At 73.1% G+C, this 12885-nt stretch carries 11 protein-coding genes; 9 read left to right on the top strand and 2 right to left on the bottom strand.

What is annotated here, in order from left to right:
- Positions 1-12: 12 nt before the first annotated feature.
- From PSU4_RS19310 to PSU4_RS19290, 5 genes are all read left to right on the top strand, one after another.
- A complete protein-coding gene (locus tag PSU4_RS19310; protein ID WP_147110261.1) occupies positions 13-795 on the top strand; it encodes a FadR/GntR family transcriptional regulator in 783 nt (260 codons plus the stop codon).
- Entirely contained in the window at positions 792-2309 is a 1518-nt protein-coding gene (locus tag PSU4_RS19305) for a sugar ABC transporter ATP-binding protein (protein ID WP_147110259.1), read from the top strand. Before PSU4_RS19310 ends, PSU4_RS19305 begins: the two co-directional genes overlap by 4 nt.
- 86 nt (positions 2310-2395) lie before the next feature.
- Positions 2396-3832, top strand: coding sequence for an amidohydrolase family protein (locus tag PSU4_RS19300; protein WP_147110257.1), 1437 nt, complete (start codon positions 2396-2398; stop codon positions 3830-3832).
- Positions 3832-4839, top strand: coding sequence for an asparaginase (locus PSU4_RS19295; RefSeq protein ID WP_147110255.1), 1008 nt, complete (start codon positions 3832-3834; stop codon positions 4837-4839). The genes PSU4_RS19300 and PSU4_RS19295 overlap by 1 nt, the downstream gene beginning before the upstream one ends.
- A 23-nt stretch (positions 4840-4862) precedes the next feature.
- Complete coding sequence (locus PSU4_RS19290; protein ID WP_147110253.1) at positions 4863-5996, top strand: 3-isopropylmalate dehydrogenase; 1134 nt, start codon at positions 4863-4865, stop codon at positions 5994-5996.
- Positions 5997-6076: 80 nt separating this feature from the next.
- Here PSU4_RS19290 and PSU4_RS19285 read toward each other — a convergent pair whose 3' ends face one another.
- Positions 6077-6832 carry a class I SAM-dependent methyltransferase gene (locus PSU4_RS19285; RefSeq protein WP_147110318.1) on the bottom strand — a complete coding sequence of 252 codons (756 nt, stop codon included), beginning with the start codon at positions 6830-6832 and terminating at the stop codon, positions 6077-6079.
- Positions 6833-6939: 107 nt separating this feature from the next.
- Here PSU4_RS19285 and PSU4_RS19280 point away from each other — a divergent pair, with 107 nt between their 5' ends.
- The 4 genes from PSU4_RS19280 to PSU4_RS19265 are packed head-to-tail and all read left to right on the top strand — an operon-like array spanning position 6940 to position 11646.
- Complete coding sequence (locus tag PSU4_RS19280; RefSeq protein WP_147110251.1) at positions 6940-8472, top strand: ABC transporter substrate-binding protein; 1533 nt, start codon at positions 6940-6942, stop codon at positions 8470-8472.
- Positions 8469-9410 (top strand): ABC transporter permease, encoded by a 942-nt coding sequence (locus tag PSU4_RS19275; protein ID WP_147110249.1) that lies wholly within the window; start codon positions 8469-8471, stop codon positions 9408-9410. The genes PSU4_RS19280 and PSU4_RS19275 overlap by 4 nt, the downstream gene beginning before the upstream one ends.
- The gene (locus PSU4_RS19270) at positions 9407-10255 is read left to right on the top strand and encodes an ABC transporter permease subunit (RefSeq protein WP_246115215.1); all 849 of its coding nucleotides are present in this window, start codon (positions 9407-9409) and stop codon (positions 10253-10255) included. The genes PSU4_RS19275 and PSU4_RS19270 overlap by 4 nt, the downstream gene beginning before the upstream one ends.
- Positions 10252-11646: an ABC transporter ATP-binding protein gene (locus tag PSU4_RS19265; RefSeq protein ID WP_147110247.1), complete on the top strand. Its 1395-nt coding sequence runs from the start codon at positions 10252-10254 to the stop codon at positions 11644-11646. Before PSU4_RS19270 ends, PSU4_RS19265 begins: the two co-directional genes overlap by 4 nt.
- Here PSU4_RS19265 and PSU4_RS19260 read toward each other — a convergent pair.
- Positions 11643-12851 (bottom strand): MFS transporter, encoded by a 1209-nt coding sequence (locus PSU4_RS19260; protein ID WP_147110245.1) that lies wholly within the window; start codon positions 12849-12851, stop codon positions 11643-11645. The two genes, PSU4_RS19265 and PSU4_RS19260, sit on opposite strands and share 4 nt — an antisense overlap.
- Between the last annotated feature and the right edge of the window lie 34 nt (positions 12852-12885).

Genomic DNA, 12885 nt, shown 5'->3' with positions numbered 1-12885 from the left:
GGAAATCGACGCATGAGCGACCCGGGCCCCTTCAGCCAGGTCAAGCCGGTCAGAGCGTACGAGGCGATCGTCGCGCAGTTCGACGAGGCGATCCGCTCTGGCGCGATCCGGCCGGGCGACCGGCTGCCGTCGGAACGGGAGCTCATGCGGCAGTTCGGGGTCGGGCGCTCCACGGTGCGCGAGGCATTGCGCGTCCTGCAGAGCAACGGGATGGTCCGGTCCCGGCCCGGCGACCGGCGCGGCCCCGAGGTCGTGTCGTTCTCCACCGAGCTGCTGCACCGGCCGATGGAGGCGCTGCTCAACGTCGGGCAGGTGACCCTCTACGAGCTGATCTTCTTCCGGATGGTGACGGAGGGCAGCCTCGCCGGGCTGGCCGCGACGCGGTCCGGGGTTGACCCGGACGGCGTCGCGCAGCTGTGGTCGCTCGTGCAGGACCTGAAGGACGGGGCGGCCCGCGGGATGCAGCACTTCCTCAAGGCCGACTCGGCGTTCCACGAGGGGGTGTCGCGGGTGGCGGGCAGCAACTTCCTGGCCGTGCAGAACGACGTCGTCCGCAACGCCGCGCGCAACTACCTCGCGACCAACATGGACACGCCGGTCCGCAGGTCGGACTACATGACGCGGGCGATCGAGAGCCACGAGCTGCTCGTGCGGCACATCGAGGCGGGTGAGCAGCACGCGGCCACCCGGATGAACCACCACACGATCCTGGCGCACTACTCGGTGTTCTTCACCGACGACGAGGCCGCCCGGCTGCGGGCCTTCTTCGTCGACCCACCCGGGGGTGGCGGATGAGCGACGTCCTGCAGGTCACCGACCTGACCGTGCGGTTCGGCTCGACCACCGCGCTCGACGGTGTCACCCTTACGCTGCGCGGCGGCGAGGTGCACGGACTGTTGGGGCACAACGGCTCCGGCAAGTCCACACTGATCAAGACGTTCGCCGGCGTGAACACCCCGGAGTCGGGGGCGATCACGTCCAACGGCGAAAAGCTCGCGCTGCCGGTGAGCCCGACGGCGGCGCGGGCGAGCGGGCTGGCGTTCGTCCACCAGGGGCTCGGGCTCGCCGAGGACCTCAGCGTCCTGGAGAACATCGCCGTCGTCGCGTTCGACACCGGACGGGCCGGCCAGATCCGGTGGGGCCACGAGGCCCGCAAGGCGCGCGAGGAGCTGGCCCGGTTCGGTGTCTCGATCCGGCTCGACACCCTGGTGCGCGACCTGCCGCCCGTCGAGCAGGCGATCGTCGCGATCGTGCGGGCGCTCGCCTCGGTCGAGGGGCCGCCGGGCGGGCGGCTGCTGGTGCTTGACGAGCCGACCGTCTACCTGCCGCGCGACCAGGTGCAACGCCTCTTCGACGCGGTCCGCGGGTTCGTCGCGGGCGGCGACGCGGTGCTCTTCGTGTCCCACCGCATCGACGAGGTCCTCACCCTGACCGACACCATCTCGGTGCTGCGCGGCGGCCGCCTCGTCGCGACCGAACCCACCGACGCGCTCGACGAGCGGCGCGTCGTCGGGTTGATCGTCGGTCGCGAGCTCGCCGCCGTCGCCCCCGACACCCACCAGGCCACCGGCGAGGTCGCCGCCACGTTCGACGACGTCAGCGGCGCCGTCCTGCGGGGCATCTCGTTCACGGTGGCCCGCGGGGAGATCCTCGGCGTCACCGGGCTCGCGGGCTCGGGCTTCGACGAACTGCCGTATGTCCTCGCCGGCGCCCTGCCCGGCTCCGGGACCGTCGCGATCGGGGACAGGAGGATCGACGTCGCCGGGCTCGACCCGCGCGGCGCGATCGCCGCCGGGATCGTGCTCATCCCCGCCGACCGCGCCCGCCTCGGCGTGATCGGCGAGGTCAGCATCCGGGAGAACGTGGCACTGCCGCGCATGCGGCGGTTCTTCCGCGGCGGCCTGCTGCGCGAGGGCGAGGAACGCGACTGGGTGCGCCGGCTCGTCGATGGCTCCGGCGTCCTGCACGGCGGCGTCGACCGCGAGATGAACACCCTCAGCGGCGGCAACCAGCAGAAGACGGTCCTCGCGAAGTGGCTCGCCGGTGACCCGGACCTGATCCTGCTGCACGAACCCACGCAGGGTGTCGACGTCGGCGGCCGCTTCGACATCTACCGCCGGCTGCGGGAGGCCGCCGACCGCGGTGCGGCCGTTGTCGCCGCCGGTGAGTCACCCGAGGAACTCGCCGAGCTGTGCGACCGGGTGCTGATCGTGAAGGACGGCGTGCTGTTCGGCGAGCTCCGCGGGGCGCGCGTGGACAAGCACACGATCGTCGACGCCACGTTGTCCGAGACCCCACTACCCCTGTGAGCGGCGATGGTCGCCATAGCGACCATCGCCGCTCACGACCGACTCGACCCGGTACGAGCCTCGAACCCGTACGAGAAGGAGTGACCATGCTCGACCTCGCGCTCACCGGCGGACTTGTCGTCGGCCCGACCGAGACCTCCGCGCTCGACGTCGGCATCGCCGACGGCCGCATCTCGATGCTCACCTCGCCCGGCGGGTTGCCCGAGGCCCGCGAGAGCGTCGACGTCTCCGGGCTGACGCTCGTCCCGGGCGGCATCGACCCGCACGTGCACTGCGACCTCGCGATCGAGCACGAGGGCCACGAGCCGGCCGTCTCGTTCGGGCCGGACGTCGTCGGCTCCGCTGCGCTCATCGGCGGCACGACGACGTTGATCGACTTCGTGTGGCTGAACCCCGGTGAGGCCATCCCCGACGGGATCGAGCGGTTCTCGCGGCGCTGGGAGGAGGTCAGCCCGATCGACTTCTCGTTTCACGTCGTGCTCCGCGGTGGGGTCGGGCGCGAGCTGCTGGCCCAGATGCCGGGCGCGATCGAGGCCGGGTTCCCGAGCTTCAAGGTGTTCACCACCAACGTGTTCCCGAGCGCCCCGATCGGCGGCATCCCGCTGATGGTCGACTTCGGCTCGCTGCAGGAGATCCTTGAGACCGCCGCGGAGAACGGCGGCATCACGATGATCCACTCCGAGGACGACGACATCGTCCAGCACATGTACCGCAAGCTCCTCGCGGACGACCGCATGGAGTACACGAACCTGCACGAGGTCCACAACTCGCTGTCGGAGGACCTGTCGTTCCGCCGCGCGATCCGGTTGGCGCACAAGGTCGGCGACGCCCCGATCTACTTCGCCCACGTCAGCGCCAAGACCGGCGTCGACGCCATGGCCGAGGCCCGGGCGGAGGGCCGTCCGGTGTTCGGCGAGACCCTGCACCAGTACGCGCTGCACACCTACCACGACTACCGCGAGCCCGACGGCATGAAGTACCACACCTACCCGTCGCTCAAGGACCACGAGGACACCGAGCGGCTGTGGTCGGGCATCGGGCAGGGCGTCCTGTCCTGCTTCGCCACCGACGCCCAGGCCACCACCTACGCGGTGAAGACGCAGGGCCGCCGGGTCGACGACGTCGTCGGCGGCAACACCGGGCTCGAGCCGCGGATGGCACTGCTCTACACCGAGATGGTCAGCAAGCGCGGCATGACGTTGCAGCAGTACGTCGAGGCCACCTCGGCCAACGCGGCGAAGATCCACGGCCTCTACCCGCGCAAGGGCCTCCTGGCCGTCGGGTCCGACGCCGACATCCTCGGCCTGTCGACCGGGGTCGAGCGGACGATCACCCACACCGACCTGCACGAGTCCGACTACACGCCGTGGGAGGGCTGGGCCGTCACCGCGTGGCCACAGCTGACCCTGTTGCGCGGCAAGGTCGTCGCGCGCGACGGGCAGTTCGTCGGCGACCCGACGGGTGGCCAGGTGGTCCCCCGGAAGATCGCCGACGCGATCACCACCGGTCCCCGGTACGCGTGATGGGACTGCCCCGCATCGGGATCGCCGCGTGCGGCGGGACCATCGCCGCGACCGCGTCCGGGGACGGCACCGCCACGCCCCGGCTCGGCGCGGCCGACCTGCTCGACGCCGCGCCGTGGCTGCGCGACATCGCCGACCCGCAGGCGCGGACTGTCATGACGAAGGCGTCGCCGGACATCACGGTCGACGACGCCGTCCGGCTGCACGCCGAGCTGGTTGCGTTCGTCCGGGACGAGCGACTCGACGGCGTCGTCGTCACGAGCGGGACCGACACCCTCGAGGAGGTCGCGTTCACCCTCGACCTCCTGTGGGACTCCGACGTCCCCGTCGTGGTGACCGGCGCGATCCGTAACGCCAGCAAGCCCGGTACCGACGGCCCGGCGAACCTGACCGCCGCCGTCGCCACGGCGGCGTCGCCGGCGGCCCGCGGGCTGGGCGCGCTGCTCGTGATGAACGACCACATCCACGCCGCGCGCTACGCCCGCAAGGGCAACTCCGGCAACGTGGCCGCGTTCGTCTCGCCGACGATCGGGCCGGTCGGCTACCTCGCCGAAGGGGTGCCGGTGATCCCGATGCGGGTCTCGCGGACGCCGCGCGTCGAGCCACCTGCCGTTCCGGTGACGGCGCGGGTCGCGCTGCTCACCACGTTCATGGGCGACGACGGGGCCCTGCTCCCCGCTGTGGTCGCGGACGGGTTCACGGGGCTCGTCGTCGCCGGGTTCGGGGGTGGGCACCTGCCCGCGGCCGTCGCCGAGCACCCGGCGTTCGAGGAGCTGCTCGCGACCGTGCCGGTGGTGCTCGCGTCGCGGGCCAACTCCGGGGAACCGTTGCGCGCCACGTACTCCGGGTTCGCCGGATCGGAGACGGAGCTGGCCCGCCGCGGCGTCATCAGCGCCGGGTCGCTCGACGCCCCGAAGGCCCGCGTCCTGCTCACCCTGCTCACGGCCGCAGGACGGCCGCCGGACGGGGTCCGCGCGGCCTTCCGCCGGTTCTCCGCACTTCCGTAGTCCCTGTCTTGGAGGACACCCGCATGCGCACCCACAACGTCGCCGTCATCGGTGGCGACGGCATCGGCCCCGACGTCACCGCTGCCGCCCTCGCTGCGATGCGGGCGGCGGCCGATCGGTTCGGATTCACCCTGTCCACCAGCGACGTCGACCTCGGTGCCGCCCGCTACCACCGCACCGGCGTCGCGCTCGACGACTCCACGGTGGAGCAGCTGCGCGGCCACGACGCGATCCTGCTCGGCGCGATCGGTGACCCGAGCGTCGCGCCCGGGATCCTGGAACGCGGCGTCGTGCTCGCGCTGCGGGTGGCGCTGGCGCAGTCGGTCAACGTCCGTCCGGTCCGGCTCTACCCGGGCGTGCAGAGCCCGGTCCGTGGGATCACGCCACAGCGCTGTGACATGGTGATCCTGCGGGAGAACACCGAGGGCCTCTACGCCGGGGGCGGCGCCCTCGTGCACCAGGGCAGCGACAACGCCGTTGCGCTGCAGCAGTCGGTGACGACGACGGGCGCGACCCGCTCGATCGTCGACGTCGCGTTCCGGCTCGCGGCGGCACGGCGGGGACGGCTCGCGTTGTGCCACAAGTCGAACGTCCTCACCTACGCCGGGCGGCTGTGGGGCGAGGTCGTCGAGGAGGTCGGTGCGCGGTACCCGGACGTGGAGCGCGACTACGTCCACGTCGACGCCATGTGCCAGCACCTGCCGTTGAGCCCGGAGCGCTTCGACGTCGTCGTCACCGACAACTTGTTCGGGGACATCATCAGTGACCTCGGCGCCACCGTGCAGGGCGGCCTCGGGCTCGCGGCCAGCGCGAACCTCAACCCGACGGGCTCGGCGCCGAGCATGTTCGAGCCCGTCCACGGCTCGGCGCCCGACATCGCGGGCAAGGGCTGGGCCAATCCGGTCGCCGCGGTGTTGTCGGCGGCGCTGTGCCTGGCCTCGCTCGGGGAACGCGAGGCCGCGCTGGCGTGCGAGGCGGCAGCTGCGAACGTCGTTGCGGAGCTGCCGGCGCTCTCCGGCGCGGCGATGGGGGCGTCGACGGCCGAGGTGGGGGAGCGCATCGCCGCCCGCGTCGCGACGGCCGACGCCGCGACGATCGGCGACCCGGCGACGTCGCTGATGAGCGCGATGGCGGCGATCACCCCCGCCGCGGCCTGACCCATCCGCCGCGTTCGACACCAGCCTGGTTCCCGAGCCATCGGGGCCAGTCCGACGTCGAACTCGGCGAGGGTCTGTGCTCAGCGCAGGCCGACGATCACCCGGTCGTCGCCCTGCTGCCACACGGTGCCGGTCTCGGTGAACCCTGCGTCGCGCAGGAACTGCAGGTAGTCGTGGACGGTCGGCTTGTCGTCGACGGCGTGGTCGAAACCGCCGGCGCGGGCTTCGACGAGCGCGGCCAGCTCGGGCGCCTCGTCGACGGCTCGCCACCACGCCTGCCAGTCCTCGGGCCGGTCGATCCCGGTCCGGGCGGCCTGGCGGGTGGTGAGGACCTTGGACAGCGCGTCGAGGCGGGGTGCGGTCTCGCCCTCGTAGAGGTGGTCGCCGTCGACGAACACCCCGCCCGGTGCGACCTCGGCGCCGCAGCGTGAGATCAGGGCGCGCAGCGGTTCGCGGTTCATCCAGTGCAGCGCGGTGGTGCTGACGAACGCGTCCGGTGCCCGGTCGAGGTCCAGGGTCTCGAACCAGCTGTCCTCCCGGAGATCGCCCGCGACGGTGCGCAGCCGGTCGGATCCGTGCGCGAGGTCGGCGAGGCCGCGCAGCAGTGGGTCGGCGTCGATGCCGACGACGCGTGCTCCGGGGATGCGTTCGAGCAGCCGGACGGCCAGCGAACCGGGCCCGATGCCGAGGTCGACGACGAGCGGGTCGGGCCGGTCGACGAGGACGTCGACGACGTCGGCGATCACCGCGAACCGCTCCTCGCGGTCGGGCATGTAGTGCTCCTGCTGGCGGTCCCAACGGTCCAGCCAGTACAGGGCCCGCTCGCGGCTCAGCATCCTCACGACTCCCCTCGGCCCGGGTGACCCGGGCGACATCTGACCAGGTGCTCAGTTGGATCATTCTACGATTCCTCCGTTGTCGACGGAGTCGTCCGGAGGTTCCCGTGCCTGTTTCCCGCCGTTCGTTCCTCGCCGGGCTCGCCGGTGCGGGTGCAGCCGCCGCCACGCTGGTGGCCTGCGGCACCGGTGGCGGCGAGGGGAGCGGGTCGGGGGAGCGCGGCGGCCGCCTGCGTGCCGCGTTCGTCGCCGGCGGGTCCACGGAGACGCTCGACCCGGCCACGCTGCCGCAGTTCGTCGACCAGGCCCGGGCCAAGGCGTGCTTCGACACGCTGGGCCGCTGGGAGCAGGACATGTCGTGCACGCCGCGGCTCGCCGAGTCGTGGGAGGCCGACGCCACCGGCACCCGCTGGCGGATCACGCTCAAGGACGCGACGTTCCACGACGGCCGTCCGGTGCGGTCGGCCGACGTGCTCTACACCTATCGCCGCGTCGCCGACCCGGCCACGACCGCGAGCGCCGCCGCGCTGTTCAGCACGGTCGACTTCACGGCCAGCCGCGCGATCGGCGACCGCGAACTGGAGATCGTCCTCGGCGCACCCAACTTCCTGTTCCCGGTCGCGCTCGGCGCGCTGGGCAGCGAGATCGTGCCCGAGGGCACCACGAACTTCGCCGCACCCGTCGGATCCGGTCCTTTCAGGTTCGTCTCGTTCACCCCCGGCGGCCCGGCGCTGTACAAGCGCAACGACGCCTACTGGGACGGCGCCCCGCTGCTCGACGAGCTCGAGTTCGTCCCGGTCGCCGACGAGAGTGCCCGCGTCGGCGCCCTGCTGTCCGGGCAGGTCCAGTACGCCCACGACATCCGCGCCACCAGCGCGCAGCAGCTCGAGTCCGACTCCCGGACGAACGTCCTCGTGGCGCCGCTCGCCGCGTTCCAGTTCCTCTACGTCAAGCACGACCGGCCGCCGTTCAACGACCCGCGGCTGCGCGAGGCGCTCGTCCTCGGCCTCGACCGGGAGGCGCTCGCCCGGGTCGCGCTGCTGGGCCGCGGCCGGCCGGGCAACGACATGTTCGGCACGGGCCTGCAGTACTACCCGGACGCGGTGCCGCAGCGCACCCGCGACGTCGAGCGGGCGAAGACGCTCGTCCGCGAGTCCGGTGTCACCACGGTCGAGCTGTCCACCGGCGTCACCGACCCGTCGTGGGCGTCGGCGACGCAGCTCGTCGTCGCGCAGCTCGCCGAGATCGGGTTGACCGTGCAGGTCAAGACCGTGCCGCCGGAGACCTACTTCGCCGACGTCCGCAAGAACGCGACGATGCACTTCGGGCGCACCGGGACCTTGCCGATCCAGAACTGGATCGCCACCACCCAGCTGTCGACGATGATCGACAACAGTTTCGGCAAGGTGAACGACCCCGAGATCGACCGCCTCTACAACGAGGCGTTGAGCAGCTCCGACGAGGCCACGCGCAGCGCCGCGATCGGCACCGCGCTCACCCGCATCCACGACTCCGTCGCCGCGCCCGTGTGGGGCATCAGCGACTGGAACGTCGGCGTGAGCGCCAACGTGAAGGGGCTGTCGGGATCGCGGCCCAACACCTACGACTGGGCGAACTTCAGCAAGGCGTCGCTCGGGTGACCACCCGGGCCGGGGTGCGGATCGGCGTCGCGCTGCTGCAGCTCGTCGTCGTCTGCGTGGGTGTCTTCGTCCTGACGACGTTCCTGCCCGGCGACACGGCCGAGGTCGTCCTCGGCCCGCTGGCCACCGTCGACCAGATCGACACCCTGCGCGGGCAGCTCGGCCTCGACCGACCCGTCGGGGAACGCTTCCTGGACTGGGCGGGCGGGCTGCTGCACGGCGACCTCGGCACCTCGCTGGCGACGGGTCGGCCCGTCGTCGACGACATGGGGGACCGGCTCTCGGTGACGGTGCTGCTGGCCGTCCTCGCCGTCGTCGTGCTGGTCCCGCTCGCGGTGGCGCTCGGCTGCTACGGCGGCCGCCGCCCCGGCTCCCCGGCCGACCGGATCATCACCGCGACGACGACCGTCGCCCAGGCCGTCCCGGACTTCGCGCTCGGGCTGCTGCTCGTCGCGCTGTTCGCGCTGCAGCTCGGCTGGCTCCCCGCGACCGCCGCGGGCACCGTCGGGCTGTCCGGACTCACCGTCGCCATGCTGGTGCTGCCCGTCGCGGTCCTCGTGTCCAACCAGCTGAGCCGCCTCGCCCGGCAGGTCCGGATCGGCGTCGTCGAGGCCGACGCGGCCGAGCACGTCGTGCACCTGCGCCGGCTCGGGCTCGACGAACGCACCGTCGTGCTGCGCCACGTCCTCCCGGGCGGGGTCGTGCCGTCGGTGCAGCAGTTCGCCCGGACCGTCGACGGGCTGCTCGGCGGGGTGATCGTCGTCGAGGCGCTGTTCGCGCTGCCCGGCGTCGGGTCCGGGTTCGTGCAGGCCGTGCAGACCCGCGACCTGCCCGTCGTTCAGGGCTACGCGGTGCTGTTCGCGCTGACGACGGTCGTGGTGAACCTGGCCGCCGACCTCGTCTCGGCGAAGCTCGTCCCGCAGGCGGTGCGCCTGTGACCGTGCTCGGTATCGAGCCCCCTCCCGTCGTACCCCGGCGGGCGCGGCGGCGCGGCACGGTCACCCGCCGCGCGCTGCGGGTGCTCGGGGTCGTGCTGCTCGCGGTCCCGCTGCTCGCAGCCCTCGTCGGACCGTTCTTCGCCCCGTCGACGGCTGCGGGCGGCGTCCCGCTGCAGGCTGCGAGCCCCGAACACCTGCTGGGGACCGACGTCCTGGGCCGTGACCTGCTCGGGCTGCTGCTGCAGGGCGGGACGACCGTCGTCACCCTCACCGCGGCCGCGCTGCTGCTGGCCTACCTGGTCGCGATGCCGATCGGGCTGGTCGTGGCCGCGCGGGGCCGCATCGTCGAGACCGTCACGATCGGGCTGCTCGACGTGCTGCTCGCGCTGCCGTCACTGCTCGTGCTCATGGTCCTGGCCGCGACGGGCCGGCGCAGCGTCGTCTGGCTCGTCCTCGCGGTGGCGTTCGTGCAGCTGCCCTACGTCGTGCGGCTGGTCCGTGGCGCCGCGGCGGCACCCGCGTGCCTCGCCGCGCTCGAGACCATGACGATGACCGGAGAGCCGTGGTGGCGGGTGCGGATCGTCGAGACCGGGCGCCGCGTGCTGCCGCCGACGATCGTCGACGCCACGACCCGCGTCTGCGGCGTCGTCGGGCTGCTGTCGTCGGCGAACTTCCTGGGGGTCGGGCTCGACCCGTTGGTCGTCGACTGGGCGGTCGTCGTCGACCAGAACATGACCGCGCTGTTCCTGCGCCCGTCGGTCGTGCTGCTGCCCGCCGGGCTGCTGGTCGCCCTGTGCGCGGGCACGAACCTGCTGGTCGACGACCTGCTGGAGCGTCGATCGTGACCGTCCTGGAGATCACCGGGCTGTGCGCCGATGCGGGGGAGCACCGGCTCCTGCACGACGTCGACCTCGTCCTCGACCGCGGCGAGGTCCTCGCTGTCCTGGGTGAGTCGGGCGCCGGGAAGAGCACCCTCGGCCTGGCGCTGCTGGGCGAGTCCGCCCCGGGCGTAGAGCTCTCTGTGAGCGGCGATAGTCGCTGTCGCGACTATCGCCGCTCACGACCGAGCGGAAGCGTCGCGCTGCTGCCCCAGCACCCGGGCGCCGTGCTCGACCCCGTCCGGCGGGTCGGGCCGGTGCTGCGGGAACTCGCCGCGCTGCGCCACCGCGACCGCGCGGGCCGCGCCACCGCGATCGCCGACGCGTGCGAGGCCGCCCGGTTCGACCCGACCCTGTTGCGCCGCTTCCCCCACCAGCTCTCCGGCGGCCAGCAGCAGCGCGCCGCGCTCGCGCAGACCCTCGTGACCGGACCCGACGTCGTCGTCCTCGACGAACCCACCACGGGACTCGACCCGGCGACGTCCGCCGAGCTCGTCGAACGCCTCGACGTCCTGCGCGCCAGGGGGACCGCGCTCGTCCTGCTCACCCACGACCTCGACGTCGCCCGCGCCCTCGGCGGCCGCGCCATGCGGCTCGACCACGGCCGTGTCGTCGCCCGCGGGACCGTCGCCGAGCTCCTCGGACCCGCTGCGCCGCACGAGGTCCCGACGGGACGGCTCATCGGGGACGTCCGCCTGCAGGTGCGTGGCCTCGCGATCGCCGACCGCACCGGACGCCCCGTCCTGCACGGCGTCGACCTCGACGCCCGCGCCGGGGAGCTGCTCGGCGTCGTCGGACTCTCCGGCGCAGGCAAGACGACACTCGGGCGATGCGTCGCCGGACTCGCCCCGGCGCGCGGCACCGTCCGCGTCGACGGCGCGCTGCTCTCGGCCCGGATCGGGCGCCGAAGCCGCGCCCAGCGCCGCGCCGTGCAGTACGTCCACCAGGACCCGCGCGCGACGTTCCTCGCCCACCGCAACGTCGTCGACCAGGTCGCCCGGCCCGCCGTGCTGCTACGCAACGTCCCCACCGCCGCGGCCCGCGACGAGGCCCACGAGCTGCTGACCCGGCTCGGCGTCGCACCCGAGGTCGCCGCCCGCCGGCCCGGCACCCTGTCCGGCGGGCAGCTGCAACGGGCCGCCGTCGCCCGCGCCCTGCTCGCCCACCCGTCCGTCCTTGTGTGCGACGAGGTCACCTCGGCCCTCGACGCCGCGCACCGCGACCACCTCCTCGCCGCGATCGACGCCCTGCGCCACGACCACGACACCACCGTCCTGTTGATCTGCCACGACCTGCCGCTGGTCGAGCGCGTCGCGGACCGGATCGTGGTCGTCGATGACGGGCGGGTACGCGCCTAGACGCCCGCCGCCACGAGCGGGCCGCGCCGCCCGATCGCCCACACCACCAGCGCGAACGTGCTCGCCACCGCGCCCGCGACCGAGATCGCCGTCCAGCCGCCCGCCGACCACAGCAGTGTCGCCGCCGCCGACCCGACGGCGCCACCGACGAAGGTGCCCGTCACCAGCGCCGTGTTGAGCCTGCTGCGCGCCTCGTGGGAGATCGCGAACACCCGCGCCTGGTTGAGGATGTTCTGCGCCTGGATCGCGACGTCGAGCAGCACGACGACGACCAGCACCAGCACGATCGAGTGTCCCGCGAACGCCGACACCACGAACGTCACCACCGCGAGCGCCCACGCGACCGCACCGGCCTGCAGCGACCAGCCGCGATCGTGGAGCCGCCCCGCCCGCTGCGCCGCGAACGCCCCCGCCAACCCGGCGAGGCCGACCAACCCGATCACCGTCACCGGCAGGTGGAACGGCGGGCCGCTGAGCAGGAACGTCAGCGCCGTCCAGAACATCGAGAACACCCCGAAGCCCGTCGCCGCGATCACCAGTGTCCAGCGCAGCACCCGCTCGTGCACGACAGCCCGGCCCACCGACGCGATCAGCGCCGGGTAGCTCATCCGCGCCTTCGGTTCCAGCCGCGGGATCGCCCGGTACAGCAGCACCGCCAGCACGGCGGTCAGCACCGCTGCCGCGGCGAAGATCGCCCGCCAGCCCGCGACCCCCGCGACGAGCCCGCTGATGGTGCGCGACACCAGGATCCCGGTCAGCATCCCGGAGATCACGGTACCGACGACGCGTCCGCGCACCGCCGGACCCGACAGGTCACCCGCCAGCGGCGCCAGGATCTGCCCCGCGACCGTCGTGACCCCGAGCAGCGCGATGGCCGCCAGCAGGAACCCCATCGACGGCGCGAGCGCGCACGCCACGAGCGCCGCCGTCGCGCACAGCATCATCAGCGGGACCAGCCGTCGCCGGTCGAGGACGTCGCCCAGCGGGACGATCAGCAGGATGCCCGCCGCGTAGCCGACCTGCGTCGCCGTCACGAGCCAGCCTGCGAGCGCCGTGGGGGCGTGCAGGTCGTCGGCGATGAAGTCCAGCAGCGGCTGCGCCCAGTACAGGTTGCCGACGGCCGCGCCGCCCGCGACCGCGAACAGGAACGTGAGGCCGCGCGACATCACCGCCGGGGCGTCGGCACGGACCGGGATGCCGCTCACGCGGCGGCGCACGTCGACGTCACCCGTCGATCCT

The organism is Pseudonocardia sulfidoxydans NBRC 16205, from assembly GCF_007989085.1.
Lineage (GTDB): Bacteria > Actinomycetota > Actinomycetes > Mycobacteriales > Pseudonocardiaceae > Pseudonocardia > Pseudonocardia sulfidoxydans.
This window is presented reverse-complemented; position numbering and strand designations above follow the sequence as displayed.